Source organism: Novosphingobium sp. RL4, assembly GCF_035658495.1.
Classification (GTDB): domain Bacteria; phylum Pseudomonadota; class Alphaproteobacteria; order Sphingomonadales; family Sphingomonadaceae; genus Novosphingobium.
The window spans coordinates 1,048,391-1,066,231 of the sequence record NZ_CP141944.1; the positions used below are offsets into that span (position 1 = coordinate 1,048,391).

16 protein-coding genes are annotated in these 17,841 nt (G+C 65.5%); 8 read left to right on the forward strand and 8 right to left on the reverse strand.

The window, feature by feature from the left end:
* The first annotated feature begins 98 nt into the window (after positions 1 to 98).
* Positions 99 to 1,259: an isovaleryl-CoA dehydrogenase gene (locus U9J33_RS05195; RefSeq protein ID WP_324698326.1), complete on the forward strand. Its 1,161-nt coding sequence runs from the start codon at positions 99 to 101 to the stop codon at positions 1,257 to 1,259.
* A 101-nt stretch (positions 1,260 to 1,360) separates the two neighbouring features.
* Here U9J33_RS05195 and U9J33_RS05200 read toward each other — a convergent pair whose 3' ends face one another.
* The 5 genes from U9J33_RS05200 to U9J33_RS05220 all read right to left on the reverse strand — a co-directional run bounded on the left by U9J33_RS05200 (position 1,361) and on the right by U9J33_RS05220 (position 6,206).
* Positions 1,361 to 2,215 (reverse strand): acyl-CoA thioesterase, encoded by an 855-nt coding sequence (locus tag U9J33_RS05200; protein WP_185997936.1) that lies wholly within the window; start codon positions 2,213 to 2,215, stop codon positions 1,361 to 1,363.
* A complete protein-coding gene (locus U9J33_RS05205; protein ID WP_185998849.1) occupies positions 2,208 to 2,621 on the reverse strand; it encodes a MerR family transcriptional regulator in 414 nt (137 codons plus the stop codon). Before U9J33_RS05205 ends, U9J33_RS05200 begins: the two co-directional genes overlap by 8 nt.
* A gap of 71 nt (positions 2,622 to 2,692) precedes the next feature.
* Positions 2,693 to 4,402, reverse strand: coding sequence for a long-chain-fatty-acid--CoA ligase (locus U9J33_RS05210; protein ID WP_054440032.1), 1,710 nt, complete (start codon positions 4,400 to 4,402; stop codon positions 2,693 to 2,695).
* Positions 4,402 to 5,700: an OmpP1/FadL family transporter gene (locus U9J33_RS05215; protein ID WP_185997935.1), complete on the reverse strand. Its 1,299-nt coding sequence runs from the start codon at positions 5,698 to 5,700 to the stop codon at positions 4,402 to 4,404. The genes U9J33_RS05210 and U9J33_RS05215 overlap by 1 nt, the downstream gene beginning before the upstream one ends.
* Positions 5,701 to 5,759: 59 nt before the next feature.
* Entirely contained in the window at positions 5,760 to 6,206 is a 447-nt protein-coding gene (locus tag U9J33_RS05220; protein WP_054440036.1) for a DUF2147 domain-containing protein, read from the reverse strand.
* A 188-nt stretch (positions 6,207 to 6,394) separates the two neighbouring features.
* Between U9J33_RS05220 and U9J33_RS05225 the strand changes: the two genes are divergently transcribed.
* The 3 genes from U9J33_RS05225 to U9J33_RS05235 all read left to right on the forward strand — a co-directional run bounded on the left by U9J33_RS05225 (position 6,395) and on the right by U9J33_RS05235 (position 11,715).
* A complete protein-coding gene (locus tag U9J33_RS05225; protein WP_324698331.1) occupies positions 6,395 to 7,531 on the forward strand; it encodes a thiolase family protein in 1,137 nt (378 codons plus the stop codon).
* Positions 7,528 to 9,855, forward strand: a complete 2,328-nt coding sequence (locus U9J33_RS05230; RefSeq protein ID WP_324698333.1) for a 3-hydroxyacyl-CoA dehydrogenase/enoyl-CoA hydratase family protein — start codon at positions 7,528 to 7,530, stop codon at positions 9,853 to 9,855. The genes U9J33_RS05225 and U9J33_RS05230 overlap by 4 nt, the downstream gene beginning before the upstream one ends.
* Before the next feature lie 69 nt (positions 9,856 to 9,924).
* Positions 9,925 to 11,715, forward strand: a complete 1,791-nt coding sequence (locus tag U9J33_RS05235) for an acyl-CoA dehydrogenase C-terminal domain-containing protein (RefSeq protein ID WP_324698334.1) — start codon at positions 9,925 to 9,927, stop codon at positions 11,713 to 11,715.
* Positions 11,716 to 11,792: 77 nt separating this feature from the next.
* On the opposite strand, the gene U9J33_RS05240 is transcribed toward U9J33_RS05235, so the two are convergent.
* The 3 genes from U9J33_RS05240 to U9J33_RS05250 form a co-directional block, all read right to left on the reverse strand.
* A complete protein-coding gene (locus U9J33_RS05240) occupies positions 11,793 to 12,464 on the reverse strand; it encodes a cytochrome b/b6 domain-containing protein (RefSeq protein ID WP_324698336.1) in 672 nt (223 codons plus the stop codon).
* Complete coding sequence (locus U9J33_RS05245) at positions 12,461 to 12,970, reverse strand: c-type cytochrome (protein WP_207906124.1); 510 nt, start codon at positions 12,968 to 12,970, stop codon at positions 12,461 to 12,463. The genes U9J33_RS05240 and U9J33_RS05245 overlap by 4 nt, the downstream gene beginning before the upstream one ends.
* Before the next feature lie 121 nt (positions 12,971 to 13,091).
* Positions 13,092 to 14,165, reverse strand: coding sequence for a 4-oxalomesaconate tautomerase (locus U9J33_RS05250; RefSeq protein WP_054440045.1), 1,074 nt, complete (start codon positions 14,163 to 14,165; stop codon positions 13,092 to 13,094).
* A gap of 102 nt (positions 14,166 to 14,267) precedes the next feature.
* Here U9J33_RS05250 and U9J33_RS05255 point away from each other — a divergent pair, with 102 nt between their 5' ends.
* The 4 genes from U9J33_RS05255 to ligA all read left to right on the forward strand — a co-directional run bounded on the left by U9J33_RS05255 (position 14,268) and on the right by ligA (position 17,841).
* The gene (locus tag U9J33_RS05255) at positions 14,268 to 15,422 is read left to right on the forward strand and encodes a LysR family transcriptional regulator (RefSeq protein ID WP_054440047.1); all 1,155 of its coding nucleotides are present in this window, start codon (positions 14,268 to 14,270) and stop codon (positions 15,420 to 15,422) included.
* Positions 15,423 to 15,500: 78 nt separating this feature from the next.
* Positions 15,501 to 16,364, forward strand: coding sequence for an NAD(P)-dependent oxidoreductase (locus U9J33_RS05260; protein WP_324698339.1), 864 nt, complete (start codon positions 15,501 to 15,503; stop codon positions 16,362 to 16,364).
* Positions 16,365 to 16,366: 2 nt separating this feature from the next.
* Positions 16,367 to 17,392 (forward strand): amidohydrolase family protein, encoded by a 1,026-nt coding sequence (locus U9J33_RS05265; RefSeq protein WP_054440050.1) that lies wholly within the window; start codon positions 16,367 to 16,369, stop codon positions 17,390 to 17,392.
* Positions 17,389 to 17,841 (forward strand): protocatechuate 4,5-dioxygenase subunit alpha, encoded by a 453-nt coding sequence (gene ligA / locus U9J33_RS05270; protein WP_324698341.1) that lies wholly within the window; start codon positions 17,389 to 17,391, stop codon positions 17,839 to 17,841. The genes U9J33_RS05265 and ligA overlap by 4 nt, the downstream gene beginning before the upstream one ends.

Below are 17,841 nucleotides of genomic sequence, written 5' to 3' on the forward strand. Positions count from 1 at the left end.
CCGTGCAAGTTTCAATTTGTTTGCGTGAAGGGGTTTCGATAGCTTGCCGGCAACGATGGCCCGCATCTCCGGCGGGCCTTGAAAGTTTGGGAAGAGAGATGAAAGCCACCCCCGATTTCGATTTCGGCCTGAGCGAAAGCGCCGTGATGATCCGCGAAAGCGTTGCCCGCTTCGCCGACGAACAGATCGCCCCGCTTGCCGTCAGGGTCGACGCCGAGGACTGGTTCCCGCGTGAGCTCTGGCCTGCCATGGGCGAGCTTGGGCTGCACGGCATCACCGTGGAGGAGGAATGGGGCGGAACCGGCCTCGGCTATCTGGAACATGTGATCGCGGTGGAGGAAGTCAGCCGCGCTTCGGCTTCGGTGGGGCTGTCCTATGGGGCGCACTCCAACCTCTGCGTCAACCAGATCCGCCGCTGGGGCAACGATGCGCAGAAGGCGAAGTACCTGCCGGGGCTGATCTCGGGCGAGCACGTGGGAAGCTTGGCCATTTCCGAAGCGGGCGCCGGGTCCGATGTCGTGGGCATGAAGCTGCGGGCGGACGCGGTGGAAGGCGGCTACCGCCTCAACGGCACCAAGTTCTGGATCACCAACGGCACATATGCCGATGTGCTGGTCGTCTATGCCCGGACCGATGCCGAAGCGGGATCGAAGGGTATCACCGCCTTCCTGATCGAGAAGGACATGGCCGGATTCTCCATCGGCCAGAAGATCGACAAGATGGGCATGCGCGGTTCGCCGACCTGCGAACTGGTGTTCGACGATTGCTTCGTGCCCGCAGGGAACGTCATGGGCCCGCTGAACGGCGGCGTGAAGGTTCTCATGAGCGGCCTCGATTACGAGCGCGTGGTGCTTGCGGGCTTGCAGATCGGGATCATGCAGGCCTGCCTCGACACGGTGATTCCCTATGTGCGCGAACGCCGCCAGTTCGGCGCGGCCATCGGCACGTTCCAGCTCATGCAGGCCAAAGTGGCGGACATGTACGTCGCGCTGCAATCGGCGCGGGCCTATGTCTATGCGGTGGCGCGGGCCTGCGATGCCGGGCAGACCACCCGCTTCGACGCGGCCGGCGCGATCCTGCTGGCGAGCGAGAACGCCTTCCGCGTCTCGGGCGAGGCGGTGCAGGCGCTGGGCGGTGCAGGCTATACCAAGGACTGGCCGGTCGAACGCTATCTGCGCGATGCCAAGCTGCTGGATATCGGTGCGGGCACCAACGAGATCCGGCGGATGCTGATCGGGCGGGAACTGATCGGGGCTTGAGAACAACAGCGTTTCCGGGGGCGATCCCCCGGAACTCGCGGAATCGCTGCCTTGCCTCTGAATTGCGCGCCGCCGAATCGCGGCGCGCTTTCGTGTTCGTCCTACCCTTGCTTCACCCGCAGCAACCCTTCCTGCGCCACGCTTGCTACCAGCATCCCGCCGCGCGAGTAGATCGCCCCGCGTGCGAAGCCGCGCGCATGGCCGGACCAGGGGCTGTCCATCGTATAGAGCAGCCAGTCGTCCATCGGCGGGGTCTGGTGGAACCACACCGCGTGGTCGAGGCTCGCGCCCGAGACGCCGGGCGAGAAGAAGCCGAGCCCGTGCGGCATGAGCGCGGTGGAGACCAGCGCGAAGTCGCTCGCATAGGCAAGGATCACGCGCTGCATCGCCGGCTCGGCATCCAGCGGGTGCGCCAGGCGGAACCACTGGTGGCGCTGCGGCAGCTCGCCGCCGCGAACCGGCGGGCAGGGCCGGATGTCGAACGAGGCGAGGCGGTCCACCAGGAACGGCGGCAGTTTCTGTCCGGCGGCGGCCAGCGCATCGCGGAAATCCGGGCACTGCTCGGGCGCGGGTACGTCCGGCATGGCCACGGCGTGGGAAAGCCCTTCCTCGTGCCGGTGGAACGAGGCGGCGAGGTTCAGGATCGGCTTGCCGCCCTGCATGGCGACGACGCGGCGGTTGGAGAAGCTGCCGCCATCGAAATCGGGCAGGACGCGGTAGATGATCGGGCGGCCGGAATCGCCCGCACGCAGGAAATAGGCGTGGAGCGAATGGGCCTGCCGCTCGGGATCGATCCCGCGCGCGGCGGCGTCCAGCGCCTGGGCCACGACCTGCCCGCCATAGACCCGGCCGGGCTGCTCGGCGGAAGCGGCGCCCCGGAAGATGCCGGTGTCGATTTCCTCGACGGAGAGCAGGCCGCGCAGTTCCGCCACGGCAAGGCGGGCGTCATCAGTCATCGGCATGGTTTTCCCTGAGCGCGGCCTCGATCGGTTCGACCGGCGTGCCTTTCAGCCAGGCGAGCGACTGGCGTTCGATCGAGAGCAATTCTTCCAGTGTCTGTTCGATCGCGGTCTTCTGCTGGCGCAGCTCGTTTACCCGATCCGTGACCTTGACCAGAAGCGCGCGCACTTGCTCGTGATGCTCGGGGTCGACGTCGTAGAGGTCGAGGAATTCCTTGATCTCCCGGATGGAGAAGCCGAGCCGCTTGCCGCGCAGGATCAGCTGCATCCGGCCCATCTCGCGGCGGGAGTAGATCCGCGTGGTGCCGACGCGCTGCGGCGCGATCAGGCCCTTGTCCTCGTAGAAGCGCAAGGTGCGCATGGTAACGCCCAGCTCGGTGGCCGCTTCCTGGATGCCGAGCATATCGGGGTTCACGCCGCCCGCCTCGGCGGCCGGCGTGTTCTCTTCAGGTGTCAAGGCTGCCCCGGTTCCGGTCACGCAGCGGACCCTTGGGCCGATCCCGCGGCCCGGCGCGCGGCTTCTTCCTCGACCAGTTCCTTCTTGGAGAGCTTGCCGACGAGCGTCTTGGGCAGGCTGTCGCGAAACTCGATGCTGCTGGGCATCTCGATCTTGTTGAGCCGCTCCTTGAGGAAGGCCATCAATGTATCCTGGTCCAAGACGTCCCCCGGGTGCAGCGCCACGAATGCCTTGGGGGCTTGCCCGCGATAGGCGTCAGGCACGCCGATCACGATCGCCTCGTGAACCATCGGATGCTCGTAAAGCGCATCCTCGATCGTTCGCGGATAAACGTTGTATCCCCCACACAGGATCATGTCCTTGATCCTGTCCACGAGGAAAAGATAGCCGTCTTCGTCGAGATAGCCAACGTCTCCGGTGCGCAAGGCGCCGAAGATGAAGGTCTTTTCCGATTCCTCGGGACGGTTCCAGTAGCCGGACATGACCTGCGGCCCGCGCGCGCAGACTTCGCCGCGCTCGCCCTGGGGCATGATCCGGTGCGGATTGTCGGGATCGCGGATCTCCAGCGCGGTGCCGGGGAAGGCCGGTCCGCAGGAGTTGTCCTTCACATCGCCTTCCAGTGGATTGCAGGCGATGATCGGCGAGGCTTCGGACAGGCCGTAGCCCTCCACCACGCGCACGCCGGTGCGCTGCTCGAACTTCTGGCGCACTTCCAGCGGCAGCGGCGCGCCGCCGGAGATGCAGACGCGCACCTGGTCGAATTCGCCGTGGAGCTGCTGGTTGTTGAGCGCGGTGTAGAGCGTGGGCACGCCGAAGAACTGCGTGGGCTTCGTGCGCTTGGCGGTCGCGAGGAACGACTTCATCTCGAAGCGCGGCAGGAGGATCATCTCCGCCGCGGTGTCCACCGAGTAGTTGAGCACGGTGGTCAGCGCAAAGACGTGGAACAGCGGCAGCACGCCGAGCGTGCGCTCCTGCTGTTCGGGCATGTGGCCGACGTGCGCGATCATCTGCGCCGAATTGGCGGCGAGATTGGCGTGGCTCAGCATTGCCCCCTTGGGCACGCCGGTGGTCCCGCCGGTGTACTGGAGCACGGCAAGGTCGGAAGGCGAACGCTCCACCGGATCGGGATCGGCATCGCGCGCGATGAGGTCAGCGAAGCGCAGGAAGCGCAGGTCATGCGGCTCATGCGCGATGTCCTTGCGCTTGAGCAGGCGATAGGCGCGGCCCTTGAGCCGGGGCAGGGCATCGGCGATCGGGCAGACCACGACCCGGCGCAGCGCGCCTTTCCCCACGAGCGGCTCGATCTTGGGAAGCGACAGCGCAAGGTCGGAGGCGACGATGAATTCCGCGCCCGAATCGTCCACCAGATGCGCCATCTCGCGCTCGGTGTAGAGCGGGTTGAAGTTCACCACGATCCCGCCGATGCGCAGGATCGCGAAGTAGCAGATCACGTAATAGGGCGTGTTGGGCAGGCACAGCCCCACCCGCGTCCCCCGCTTGACGCCGAGGTCCTGGAACCCCCGCGCCGCGCGGCGGGACAGGTCGCCGATCTCCCTGTAGGTCCACTTGCGGCCCATGAAGTCGATCGCCGGCCAGGCGCCGTGGGCTTCCACGGCATGGTCGAGCAGGTCGGTGAGCAACCGCGGCGCGATCGGCGGCATCTCTTCCGGGTGTTGGGAGGAGGTTTCCGGGACGGAGTGGCCGCCGATCGTCGCCGCGGCGCCCATCAGAAGGACACCCGCGCGCCGAGCGAGAACACCAGAGCGGAAGCGTTCTGGAGGCTGCCGTTGGTGATGACGGGCGTTTGCGCGGCGGTGCCGGGATAGGCCGCGGTGATGCGGTCGATCGGTGCATCCTTGAAGGTGATGTACGATGCGGCCGCGTCGATCGCGATCTTCTCGCTCATGTTGTAGGTGGTGCCGGCCGAGAAATTCCAGCGGTTGCTGTCAGGCACGCGGGCATCGCGGTTGCCGTTCGAGGTCGGGGTCTCGCCGTACTGGACGCCGCTGCGAACCGTCCACTTCGGGCTCACGTCGTAGTCCACGCCGAACGCGTAGGAGAAGCCGTCCTTGTAGTTCTCGGGGATCGACTGGTTGATCGGCGCGCCGAGGTCGATCGAATCGAACTTGCTCCAGCCATAGGCCACGACCTGCGCATTGAGCGTGAGCTGCTTCGTCGCCTTGATGCGGCCGGACATGATCGCCTGCCACGGGGTTGAGAATTCGGCGTTGGCGTCGAGCGAGGTGTTCTGCGGGGCGAGCGGGCCGAGCAGTCCGTCGATGGTCAGCGTGCCCTTGAGCTTGTGCTTGATCGCCGACTTGTAGGCGACGCCGATCGAGGCCGGGCCGTTGTGGTACTGCGCGCCGACCGACCAGCCCACATCCCAGCCATTGCCCTTGAGCTGCTGATGGCCGTCCGCGAGCAGGGGCGAGAGGTTGGGCAGGTAGTTGCCGAGGGTCGCGTCGACATATTCGACATTGGCGGCGGCGCCGACGTAGAAGCCTTCGAAGGGCTGGAAGGCCACGCTCGGCTGGATGTCGATCGTGCGCAGCTTGGTCTTGTCGGCCGAGTAGCGCGCCCAGCTGTCGGCATCATAGTTGGTGGTGAACGAATAGGGCGAAGTCACCGTCAGGCCGAAGGCGAACTTGCCGGTGCCATAAGCGATCGAGCCCGAAGGCAGCACGCCGTTGTTGATGGGGTTCTTGGCCACGCCGTTACCGCCGACGGGGGCGGGAGCCTGGCCGGGGCGGACGATCACGGTGCCGTCGTCCACCACTTTGCCGCGCGGCAGGATGACGCTGGCGTGGACCGAGGCCTGGCCGCCATCGAGGCCGCCGATTGCCGCCGGGTTCCACCAGAGCGAGTCGACGCCGGTATCGGCGGCCTCGCCCGAGAAGGCGCGTCCCTGTGCGCGTACCGACTGTTCCTGAAGGTAGAAGGCCTGTGCATGGGCCGAGCCGGCGAAGCCGAGCACGATGGCCGATGCGGTACCTGCAAGAAGGATGCGGCCCGAAGTGCGTTTCATGTCCCTAATCTCCCAATTCATCTTCATTCCCTGAACCTCTGTCGTTTTCCCGGCGCGCCTCAGGGAATGCGCGTCCAGGTCTGGGTCTTGCACAGGGGCCAGACGATGCAGCCCTTGAGCTTGAGGGTGTCGGCGCCGACAGGCGTTATCGTCGCCTTGTAGGTGCCGCCGTCCTCAGGGTTGTAGATCTGTCCTTCGACCCATTCGTTCCCCTTGGCCTTGAACCCGCCGACGATCTGCAGGCCCTTCACCTTGCGGGTGCGCTTGGTGGTGTCCTTGTTGTTGATGTCTCGAAGGTCGGGGTTGGCCTTCAGCCCATCCGAATCGACGATTCGTCCGCAGACCGATTCGCCGCAGCGGCCCAGTTCGACCACGCCGTGCTTCGAAGGCGTGCGCCACTTGCCGACGACGGAGTCGTTTCCGGCCGCGAACGCCGGATTTATGCCGGGAGCGAGCAGCACCGCGCCGGCAACCAATGCCAGCCCCACGGGTTTCCAATTTCTCATGAGCGACCTCTCCATCGTCTCTCCAATCGGACATCTTCTCACCGGCGGGACGGGGCCCTTACGGTGGGATGCTGATTTGTCGTAACCCAAAATTTGCTTGACGTATAGGGAAAGAATTGCACCCTTAGGGAAGACGACGACGCAGCTTCGGGAAAAGCCCAAGGCGCGTCCGCCCACGGAGAGAGTGCATGCAAAGTGTCGTGATCGCGGGTTACGCCCGCTCGCCCTTCCACTTGGCCAACAAGGGCGCGCTGGCCCGCGTCCGCCCCGACGACCTTGCCGCCCAGGTGATTCGCGGCCTGATCGCGAAGACCGGCGTGGAAGCTGCTGATATCGAAGACGTAATTGTCGGCTGCGCATTCCCCGAAGGCGAGCAGGGCTTCAACGTCGCACGCCTCATCGGCCTTCTGGCAGACCTGCCGATCTCGGTCGGCGGCATGACCGTGAACCGGTTCTGCGGCTCCTCGATGAGCTCGATCCACTACGCCATGGGCCAGATCGCCATCGGCGCGGGCGAAGTGTTCGTTTGCGCGGGCGTCGAATCGATGAGCCGCGTGCCGATGATGGGCTTCAACCCGCTGCCCAACCCGGCGCTGGCGGCGAAGAGCGCGGCCTACATGTCGATGGGTGAGACCGCCGAGAACGTCGCCACCAAGTACCAGATTTCGCGCGCCGATCAGGAAGCGCTTGCGGTCTCCAGCCAGCAGAAGGCCTCGGCCGCGCGTGACGCCGGCAAGCTGACCGACGAGATCGTGCCGATCCAGACCAAGACCGGCCTCGTCAGCGAAGACGGCACCATTCGCGGCGAAACCACCGCAGAGGGCCTTGCCGGCCTGAAGCCCGCGTTCGATGCCGCAGGATCGGTGACCGCCGGCACCTCCTCGCCGCTGACGGACGGCGCCAGCGCCGTGCTCGTCACCACCGAGGAATATGCCCGCGCCCACGGCTTGCCGATCCTCGCCCGCATCAAGTCGGTCGCGGTGTCGGGCTGTGCGCCGGAAACCATGGGCCTTGGCCCGATCCTTTCCAGCCAGAAGGCGCTTGAGCGCGCGGGCATCGCTGCCGGCGATCTCGACGTGGTGGAACTGAACGAAGCCTTCGCTTCGCAGGCGCTGGCCTGCATCAAGGACCTCGGCCTCGACACTGCCAAGGTGAACATCGACGGCGGCGCGATCGCCATCGGCCACCCGCTGGGCGCCACCGGCGCGCGCATCGTCGGCAAGGCGGCCTCGCTGCTGAAGCGCGAAGGCGGCAAGTATGCACTCGCCAGCCAGTGCATCGGCGGCGGTCAGGGCATCGCCACGATCCTGGAGTCGGTGGAATGAGCGACACCATCAAAAAAGTCTGCGTGATCGGCGCCGGTACCATGGGTGCCGGGATCGCCGCTCAGGTCGCCAATGCCGGCGTGCCGGTGCTGCTGCTCGACATCGTTCCAAAGGACGCGACCAACAGGAACGTGGTGGCCGAAGGCGCGGTGGCGAAGATGCTGAAGACCGAGCCTGCGCCGTTCATGAGCAAGTCCGCCGCCAAGCTGGTCGAAACCGGCAACATCGAAGATCATCTGGACAAGGTTGCCGAGTGTGACTGGGTGATCGAGGCGGTGATCGAGCGTCTCGACATCAAGCAGGGCCTCTACGCCAAGCTCGAAGCAGTGAAGCGCGACGGCACCGCCGTTTCGTCGAACACGTCGACGATCCCGCTTGCCAATCTGGTCGAAGGGCGTTCGGATGCGTTCAAGCGCGACTTCCTGATCACCCACTTCTTCAACCCGCCGCGCTACATGCGCCTGCTGGAGATCGTCACCGGCCCCGCCACCGACGCTGCCGTTGCCGCCAGGGTCGAACGGTTCGCCGACATTTCGCTCGGCAAGACGGTGGTCAAGGCCAAGGATACCCCGGGCTTCATCGCCAACCGTATCGGCACCTACTGGATCCAGCTTGGCCTTAACGCCGCGTTCGACATGGGGATCACCGTCGAACTGGCCGACGCCATTGCCGGAAAGCCGATGGGTGTGCCCAAGACCGGCATCTTCGGCCTTGTCGATCTGGTCGGCATTGATCTGATGCCGCACCTGCAGGCCAGCCTCACCTCGACGCTGCCCGCAGGCGACCTCTATCACGGCATTGCCCGCGACATCCCGCTGATCAACAAGATGATCGGCGAAGGCTACACCGGCCGCAAGGGCAAGGGCGGTTTCTACCGCCTCAACAAGGAGGCCGGTCGCCGCAAGGAAACCATCGACCTCCAGACCGGCGAATATCGCCCGACCGTGACCGCGCAGGGCCCGCGCGGTGCTGCCGCCAAGGGCGACCTCAAGGCGCTGGTCGAAAGCAAGGGCGATATCGGCGCTTACGCCTGGGCCGTGCTCGGCGCCACGCTGGCCTATGCCGCCAGCCTCGTGCCCTCGGCCGCCGATGACGTGGTTGCCGTCGATGATGCGATGAAGCTGGGCTACAACTGGAAGGCCGGCCCGTTCGAGATGATCGACAAGCTCGGCGCCAGGTATCTTGCCGAACGCCTCGCCGCCGAAGGCAAGGCCGTGCCGGAGATTCTGACCGTGGCGGGAGACCGCACGTTCTACCGGATCGAGAACGGCAAGCGCCAGTTCCTCGGCCTTGACGGCGAATACCGCGACATCGTCCGCCCCGAAGGCGTGATGCGCCTTGCCGACGTGAAGCTTTCGTCGAGGCCCATCCTCAGGAACGCCTCGGCGGCGCTCTGGGATATTGGCGACGGTGTCGTCTGCCTTGAATTCACCGGCAAGATGAACGCGCTCGACGGCGAAGTCATGAAGCTGATCGGGCAGGCCATTCCGCTGGTGGCGGCGCAGTACAAGGCGCTCGTCGTCTACAACGATGCCGATACCTTCTCGGCAGGCGCCAACCTTGGCCTCGCGCTCTTCGCGGTGAACATCGCGGCGTGGAGCGAGATCGAGAAGCTCGTTGCCGGCGGCCAGCTGGCCTACAAGGGCCTGAAGTACGCTCCGTTCCCCGTCGTCGGCGCGCCTGCCGGCATGGCGCTGGGCGGTGGCTGCGAGATCCTGCTGCATTGCGACGCGATCCAGGCCTATGCCGAACTCTACTGCGGCCTCGTGGAATGCGGCGTCGGCCTCGTTCCGGGCTGGGGCGGCAATGGCGAGATGATCGACCGCTGGCGCAAGGCCCCGGGCATGCCCAAGGGCCCGATGCCGGCGGTGGCCAAGGTGTTCGAGATGGTCTCCACCGCGCAAGTCTCCAAGTCTGCCCAGCAGGCGCGCGAGATGATGATCCTGCGCAAGGATGACGGCATCTCGATGAACCGCGATCGCCTGCTCTACGATGCCAAGCAGAAGGCGCTGTCGCTGGTGGAAGGCTACACCCCGCCCGAAGCACCCGAGTTCAAGCTGCCCGGCGCCGGTGGCCGCACGGCGCTTGGTCTGGCTGTCGAGGGCTTCCACAAGCGCGGCATGGCGACCGACTACGACGTGGTCGTCTCCGGCGTGCTGGCCGACGTGCTGACCGGCGGCGACGAGTTCGACCTCGTCGACACGGTGAGCGAGGGCGAACTGCTCAAGCTGGAACGCGATGCCTTCATGGGCCGCCTGCGCGATGGCCGTTCGGTCGCCCGCGTCGAGCACATGCTCGAAACCGGCAAGCCCCTGCGGAACTGATGCTGCGTAACTGATAAGGTATGAATGCGCGCCCGTCGGTGATCCGGCGGCGCGCGCGAGGAGAGTGACATGCAAGTCTACGAAGCGCCCCTGCGCGACATGAAGTTCGTGCTCCACGAACTCCACAACGATGACGGCTTCGGCAATCTCGAAGCCCTGGCCGAATTCACGCCTGATCTGGTGGACGCCGTGCTGGAAGAGGCCGCCAAGGTGGCGCAGGAAGTCCTGCTGCCGCTGAACCGCAGCGGCGACATCGAGGGCTGCACGCTGGAGAACGGCGTGGTCCGCACTCCCGCAGGCTTCAAGGAAGCCTACGACATGTTCCGCGAAGGCGGCTGGTGCGCGCTGGCGTCCGATCCCGAGTGGGGCGGGCAGGGCCTGCCCGAAGCGCTGAACAAGCTGACCGAGGAGATGATCTGCTCCTCCAACCTGTCGTTCAGCCTCTATCCCGGCCTCACCCACGGCGCGACCACCGCGATCGAGGGTTACGCCAGCGACGCGTTGAAGCAGGCCTACCTGCCCAAGATGGTCGAGGGCACATGGTCGGGCACGATGTGCCTTACCGAACCGCACTGCGGCACCGACCTCGGCATGCTGCGCACCAAGGCCGTTCCTCAGGGTGACGACAGCTACAAGATCTCCGGCGCGAAGATCTTCATCTCGGCGGGCGAGCACGACCTGACCGAGAACATCATCCACCTTGTCCTCGCGCGGCTTCCCGATGCCCCGGAAGGCGTGAAGGGTATTTCGCTGTTCCTCGTGCCCAAGTATCTTCCCAAGGAAGACGGCACGCCCGGCCCGTCCAACGGCGTTTCGGTCGCGGCGATCGAGCACAAGATGGGCCTCAAGGCCTCGGCCACGTGCCAGCTCAATTTCGACGATTCGATCGGCTGGCTGGTCGGCACCGCGAACAAGGGCATGGAAGCCATGTTTAAGATGATGAACACCGAACGTGTTTCGGTGGGCATTCAGGGGCTTGGCGTGGGTGAAGCGGCCTATCAGTCCGCCGTGTGGTACGCCAAGGACCGCGTGCAGGGCCGCTCGCTGTCAGGCGTGAAGAACCCCAAGGGCCCGGCCGATCCGATCATCGTCCACCCCGACGTGCGCCGCATGCTGATGACCGCGCGCGCTTACAACGAAGGCTGCCGCGCGCTCGGCGCCTGGGTCAGCCGCGCGCTCGACGCCGAAAAGCACGCGACCGATCCCGCCGTGAAGGCCCGCGCGGAAGACTTCATCGCGCTGATGACCCCGGTGGTGAAGGCGCTCTTCACCGACTGCGGTTATGAAAGCGCGAACCTTGCCGTGCAGGTCTACGGCGGCCACGGCTACATCGCCGAAAGCGGCGTGGAGCAGTTCGTGCGCGATGCCCGCATCGCCATGATCTACGAAGGCACCAACGGCATTCAGGCGCTCGACCTCGTCGGCCGCAAGATGCCCGCGCACGCGGGTCGCTACCTGCGTTCGTTCTTCCACCCCGTTTCGGACTTCATCGAGGCGAACAAGGCGGACGAAACCTTCGGCAAGATGATCGAGGGGCTGGAAAAGGCCTTCGGTGCGCTGCAGCTCTCGACCGGCACGATTGCCCAGAAGGGCATGAAGGACCCCGAGGAAGCCGGTGCCGCCGCGACCGACTATCTGCGCCTGCTCGGTCTTGTCGCCATGGGTTACTGCTTCGCCAAGGCGGCGCTGATCGCCAAGGCGCGGCTGGACGAAGGCACGGGCGAGGCGGCGTTCTACACCGCCAAGATCGCGACTGCCCGGTTCTTCTTCGACCGTCTGCTGCCACAGGCCACTGCAGCGTTCTTCGCCATCAAGTCGGGCAAGGCTTCGATGATGGCGCTCGAAGCGGACATGTTCTGAGGTAGCGCGTTCAGGATCGCCGAAATGAAAAGGGGGGGCGGGCATCATTTGCCCGCCCCCTTTTTTATAGCGCAATCTCAGGCCGCGCCGACCCAGACCACCCAGCCTGTCAGCCAGGCCGCGACGATGCAGGCGATCAGCCGCCAGACCGGTGCCTTCACCATGCTGGTCGTCCCGGCGGGCATGGCGCGGGCGCCGGTAATCATCGGTGCGATCAGGTTGTCGCGCTTGATGACGCGGTAATAGATGATCGCCGCAAGGTGCAGCACGATCATCGCGAGGATCAGGTAGAACACCGTTTCGTGCAGGTCGGTCACGCGGCTCGCCGCCGTCGAGGAGACGAGGTGATTAAGCGGCCCCGTCGTGCCGTCGTCGGGATCGCCCGCAAAGAGGCCTAGCCCGATTTGCAGTGCCATCAGGCCGAGCAGGACGACGACGCTCCAGCCGCCTGCGGGGTTATGCCCGGCGGTCGGCGTGTCGTTCTGTGAACGCAGATGTCCCAGCACCACCCGCGGCCCGCGCACGAACGAGGAGAATCGCGCCGTCGAACTGCCCACGAAACCCCAGAGCACGCGTATCACCACCAACTGCATCAGGATCGTGCCGATGCTGGTGTGCCAGCCCATCTCGCCGTTTTCGGCCGTCCACCAGAGCGCCGGGATCAACAGGGCGAAGCTCCAGTGGATGATTCGGACGGGCCAGTCCCACAGCGGGGTGCGGACGGTCGCCGCACCCTTGTGTGAACTCACTGCTTCTTCTCGCGGAAGGTGTCGTGGCAGCCCTTGCAGGCTCCGCCGATCTCACCCATCGCCAGTGTCGCGGCCTTGGCGTCCTTGGCGTCGGCCGCAACCTTGAGGTTGCCGGCTGCGGTTGCCAGCTTGTCGGCCGCAGCCTTGAATTCGGCAGGCTTCTGCCAGATCGTGGGCAGGGCCTCGGTCTTCTCGCCCGATTCCTTGCCGCTGCCGTCAGGGAACAGGCCGACGATCTTGCCCGCATCGGTCTGGATCGAGGTTGCCGAGGCGGCGACCGTGGCGAAGTCGGGGCTTGCGGCCTCCAGTGCGGACTTTGCGGCCTTGTTGGCCTTGCCGATCGCCTTGAAATTGGCTTCGCGCGCCTCGATCGTCTCGGAAACGTCCACCGGCTCGCCCGAGGCGTTCGTCGTGGTCGCGGCGGGTTCGGAGCCCTTGCAGCCGGTCATGGCGGCTGCCAGCGCAAATGCGGCTAGGGTTGTCGTCAGGATGGTCTTCGATGCCATGTCGCTGCTCCTGGCAGTTATCTTCCAAAAAGCGGGGAGGCCGTACTTGTTTGCCCGTCGGCCTTGGTCCCAAGCGCTTGATAACCGTTGTTGTTGCCATGCAGCGAATGGTTTTTGATGCTTACCCGAAAACCACCCCGTCCATCAGCTTGCGCGCGGTACGAAGGAGGGCGGCGCTCTTGACGGCGCCGCCCTCGTCCGTGTCGAGGACACAAGACATCTCGCCGGTCGGATGTTCGACCGACAGCGTCTTGCGGCGACCCTCGGGGATCTGGGCGACTTCGGCGGCGGGCGAGCCTTCGATCAGGCAGGCCGTGGCCACCGAGACCGCGCCGAGCACGCCGATCGTGGCGTGGGCGCGGTGGGGAATGAAACTGCGCACGGTCACCGCGCCGCCGTGCTTCGGCGGGGCGACCAGCATCATCTTGGGAACCGACTTGTCCTTGACGTCGCCCAGGTTCATCCGTTCGCCCACGGCAAGGCGGATGGCCTCGATCCTGGCCTTCAATTCGGTATTGGCGTCAAGGCTCTCGCGGTCCTCGTAGCCGGTTACGCCCACGTCCTCGGCTTTCATGACGACGCAGGGCATGCCGTTGTCGATCAGGGTCACGCGCACGCCGTTCACTTCGTCGGCCGCGTTGCCGCTGGGCAGGAGCGAGCCGCAGGAAGAACCGGCGGTGTCGCGGAATTCCAGCGGGATCGGGGCATGGGTGCCGGGAACGCCGTCGATCGCGGCCTCGCCCTTGTAGGAGACCATACCGCCGGGCGTCTGCACGGTGGCGACGGCGACCTGCCCGGTATTCTCCATGAAGATGGCTACGGCGGTTTCGTCACCCCGGGCCTCGATCAGCCCGCGCTCGATGGCGAAAGGGCCGATCCCGGCGAGGATGTTGCCGCAGTTCTGCTGGTCGCTGACGAGCGCCTGATCGACGAAGACCTGAAGGAACAGGTAGTCGACGTCGATGCCCTCGCGCGTGGATTTGCTGACGACGGCCACCTTGCTGGTCAGCGGATCGGCGCCGCCCATGCCGTCGATCTGGCGCGGATCGGGGGAGCCCATGATGGAAAGCAGGAACGCGTCGCGGGCCGCGGTGTCTTCGGGAAGGTCGCTCTTGAGGAAATAGCCGCCCTTGGAAGTGCCGCCGCGCATCCACATGCAGCGAACGCCCTGCTCGACCGGCCCGGTTGCACTCATCACGCCATCTCCTTGTCCCGCAGTCGGCTTCCTGCCGGAGCGTGCGGGAAGGGGGAAAGAGAAACTTTGGACGCGCCATAGGATTTGGCTAAGAGTGGCCCCATGGACATCTGGAACTTCAACCTTCGGCATCTGCGTGCAGTCGCCAAGATCGCCGAATTGGGGACGGTCAATGCCGCCGCCCTGGCCGTAAACCTCAGTCAGCCTGCGATAACACAGGCGTTGGGGCGGCTTGAGGCAATGATAGGGCTGCCGCTGTTCGAGCGTCGTCACGATGGCATGATCCCGACCCGGGCCGGAGAAATCCTCGCCCCCCGCATCGGCGCGGCGCTTTCCCATATCCAGAGCCCGCACGTCACCATGTCGCGCCTGCGGGCGCTGCTCGCGCTGGCGGAAACGGGCAGCTATGCCGGGGCCGGACAGGAAACCGGGCTGTCGCTTCCTTCGATCCACCGCGCCGTCAACGATCTGGCGCTGGCGCTGCGGCGGCCGCTGGTGGCGCGGCAGGGCAAGTTCGTGATCACCACCGAGGCCGGCACCCAGCTCGCCCGCGAATTCCGCCTGGCGAAAGTCGAACTGGAGGCCGGTCTTTCCGAGGTCGAGGCGCTGCGCGGGCTGGAAACGCGGCGCATCGCCATTGGCGCCATGCCGCTTTCCCGTGCCCGCATCCTGCCCGCCGCCGTGGCCCGATTCCTGTCGCGGCGGCCCAGGGTGAAGCTCAACATCGTCGAGGGATCGCGCGCCGAGCTGGTCGAACCGCTGCGCAACGGCACGCTCGATCTCATGGTCGGCGCCTTGCGCGATCCGCTGGTGGAGGGCGACCTGATCCAGCATCCGCTTTTCGAGGATCGTCCGGCGGTCTACGGCCGCAAGGGGCATCCGCTGGAAGGTACGAACCCCCGCGCTGCCGATGTCGCCCGCTTTCCCTTCACGCTGCCGCCGCGCGGCACGCCGCTGCGCGACAGTTTCGAGCGTTATTTCGAGGAGCACGGCGTGCCGCTGCCGGAAGTGCCGGTCGAATCGGGATCGGTGATGATGATCCGGCAAGTGATGATGGGCGGTGATTTCCTTACTGTGCTCTCGCCCGATCAGGTGACGGTGGAACTGGAAGCGGGCTGGCTCTGCGAGTTATCGCGGCTTCCGGCCGAATTCACCCGCCATATCGGCATGACGACCCGCGCTTCCCTGCGTCCGACCGAGGTTCAGAGCGAATTTTTCGCCGATCTGGAATGGGCGGCGCGGGAGGTTTCGCGCTGAGCTGCTTTTAGGCAGGGCTTATAGCTTCCGGGTGGTTCCAATTGGCCGCTTTCAGCCAATCGGGGCATGACAGGAGGCATGGACAGATCGATCGCCCTTATCGGGTTTGGAGAAGCCGGATCGACGTTCGCGGGAGCAGGAGATTGGTCGGCGCAGGCTCGTGCCTTCGACATTCTTCCCGCGTGCCGTGACGTCATGGCCGAACTCGGTATCACCGCCTGCGACAGCGCGGCCGAGGCGCTTGCGGGCGCCTCGCTGGTGCTCTCGCTCGTCACCGCAGATGCTGCGCCGCTGGTGGCGGAACAGGTCGCACCGCTCCTGGGCGAGGGCGCCTTGTTCTGCGACATGAACTCGGTCGCGCCGGGCACCAAGCGGGCGGCCGCAAAGGTGATCGCTCAAGGCAAGGGCCGCTATGTCGACGTGGCCGTGCTCGCGCCTGTGAACCCCGCGCGGATGAAGGTGCCGCTGCTGGTGTCCGGCCCCGATGCCGCAGAGGCGGAAAGCGCGCTGACGGCGGTGGGCTTCACCAATGTGCGTGTCGTCGGCGATGCGGTCGGCCGGGCTTCGGCGATCAAGCTGGTGCGCTCGGTCATGGTCAAGGGGCTTGAGGCGCTGACCGCCGAGATGATGATGGCCGCCCATGCCGAAGGCGTGGCGGACGAGGTACTGTCCTCGCTCGACGCCAGCGAGAAGACCATTCCCTGGGCAAGCCGCGCGGACTACAATCTCGACCGTATGCTGGTCCACGGCCGCCGCCGCGCCGCCGAGATGGATGAGGCGGCGGAAATGCTGCGTTCGCTGGGCATCCCGCCGCTCATGACCGAAAACACCGTTGCCTGGCAGCAGGCGCTGGGCGCGCTGGGCTTGGTGCCGCCGCCCGAAGGATTCGAAGCCAAGCTCGCGGCGGCAGTCGCGGCAGGCGTACTCAAGGGAGAGAATTGAGCATGTCGCTCATCATCGACTGTCACGGACATTATACCGTCCTGCCCAAGGCGCATGACGCCTGGCGCGAAGCCCAGATCGCCGCGTTCAAGGCCGGTGAAGCCGCGCCGCCCTACCCGGAAATCTCGGACGCCGAGATCCGCCAGACCATCGAGGACAACCAGCTTCGCCTCATCAAGGAGCGCGGCGCCGACCTTACCGTGTTCAGCCCGCGCGCCAGCGCGATGGCGCACCATGTCGGCGATCAGGCCATGTCCGAGGCATGGGCGGTCCACTGCAACAATCTTATCGCCCGCGTGGTCCACATGTTCCCCGAGACGTTCGTGGGCGTGTGCATGCTGCCGCAGAGCCCCAAGGCGGACCTTTCCGCCTCGGTGAAGGAACTGCGCCGCTGCGTCGAGGAACTGGGCTTCATCGGCTGCAACCTCAACCCCGATCCGGGCGGCGGCCACTTCGAGCATCCGCCGCTGACCGATGAATACTGGTTCCCGATCTACGAGGCGATGAGCGAGCTGGACGTTCCGGCGATGATCCACGTCTCGGGTTCGTGCAACCCGGCGATGCACGCCACCGGCGGCTTCTACATCGCGGCGGACACCGTGGCCTTCATGCAGCTGATGCAGGGCGATCTTTTCGCGAAGTTCCCCAAGCTGCGCTTCATCATCCCGCACGGCGGCGGCGCGGTGCCGTACCACTGGGGCCGTTATCGCGGTCTGGCGGACATGCTGAAGAAGCCTTCGCTTGACGAATACATCATGAACAACGTGTTCTTCGACACTTGCGTCTACCACCAGCCGGGCGTGAACCTGCTGGCCGACGTGATCGACAACAAGAACATCCTGTTCGGCTCCGAAATGGTCGGCGCGGTGCGCGGGATCGACCCGCAGACCGGCTTCTACTTCGACGACACCAAGCGCTATGTCGATGCGCTCGACATCTCCGACGAGGAGCGCCACGCGATCTTCGAAGGCAACGTGCGCAAGGTCTTCCCGCGCCTTGACGCCAAGCTCAAGGAACGTGGCCTGTGACCGACAAGAATCCGACCGACAAGAATCCTTGCGAGAATGCGGGTGGTCCGATCGACATCCACGCCTATCTCGGCGAGTTCGACGATATTCCGGGCACGCGCGTCTACACCGCTAAGCGCGCGCGGCAGGGCTATCACCTGAACCAGTTCGCGATGAGCCTGATGAAGGCGGAAAACCGCGAGCGCTGGAAGGCGGACGAGCGCGCCTATCTCGACGAATGGCCGATGACCGAGGACCAGAAGCAGGGCGTTCTCACCCGCGATTACAACCGCCTGCTCGATCTGGGCGGCAACATCTACTTCCTCGCTAAGGTCTTCTCGACCGATGGCCTGAGCTTCCTTCAGGCCGTCTCGACGATGACCGGCATGAAGCTGGAAGACTATCAGGCGATGATGATCGCCGGGGGCCGCTCGCCCGAGGGCCAGCGCTCCATCAAGGAGCACCGTTGA

Bases quoted from the DNA above. Each gene is read 5' to 3' on its own strand.
- U9J33_RS05195 (WP_324698326.1), top strand. From the start codon at position 99: ATGAAAGCCACCCCCGATTTCGATTTCGGCCTGAGCGAAAGCGCCGTG.
- U9J33_RS05200 (WP_185997936.1), bottom strand. From the start codon at position 2,215: ATGACTGATGACGCCCGCCTTGCCGTGGCGGAACTGCGCGGCCTGCTC.
- U9J33_RS05205 (WP_185998849.1), bottom strand. From the start codon at position 2,621: ATGCTCGGCATCCAGGAAGCGGCCACCGAGCTGGGCGTTACCATGCGC.
- U9J33_RS05210 (WP_054440032.1), bottom strand. From the start codon at position 4,402: ATGGGCGCCGCGGCGACGATCGGCGGCCACTCCGTCCCGGAAACCTCC.
- U9J33_RS05215 (WP_185997935.1), bottom strand. From the start codon at position 5,700: ATGAAACGCACTTCGGGCCGCATCCTTCTTGCAGGTACCGCATCGGCC.
- U9J33_RS05220 (WP_054440036.1), bottom strand. From the start codon at position 6,206: ATGAGAAATTGGAAACCCGTGGGGCTGGCATTGGTTGCCGGCGCGGTG.
- U9J33_RS05225 (WP_324698331.1), top strand. From the start codon at position 6,395: ATGCAAAGTGTCGTGATCGCGGGTTACGCCCGCTCGCCCTTCCACTTG.
- U9J33_RS05230 (WP_324698333.1), top strand. From the start codon at position 7,528: ATGAGCGACACCATCAAAAAAGTCTGCGTGATCGGCGCCGGTACCATG.
- U9J33_RS05235 (WP_324698334.1), top strand. From the start codon at position 9,925: ATGCAAGTCTACGAAGCGCCCCTGCGCGACATGAAGTTCGTGCTCCAC.
- U9J33_RS05245 (WP_207906124.1), bottom strand. From the start codon at position 12,970: ATGGCATCGAAGACCATCCTGACGACAACCCTAGCCGCATTTGCGCTG.
- U9J33_RS05250 (WP_054440045.1), bottom strand. From the start codon at position 14,165: ATGAGTGCAACCGGGCCGGTCGAGCAGGGCGTTCGCTGCATGTGGATG.
- U9J33_RS05255 (WP_054440047.1), top strand. From the start codon at position 14,268: ATGGACATCTGGAACTTCAACCTTCGGCATCTGCGTGCAGTCGCCAAG.
- U9J33_RS05260 (WP_324698339.1), top strand. From the start codon at position 15,501: ATGGACAGATCGATCGCCCTTATCGGGTTTGGAGAAGCCGGATCGACG.
- U9J33_RS05265 (WP_054440050.1), top strand. From the start codon at position 16,367: ATGTCGCTCATCATCGACTGTCACGGACATTATACCGTCCTGCCCAAG.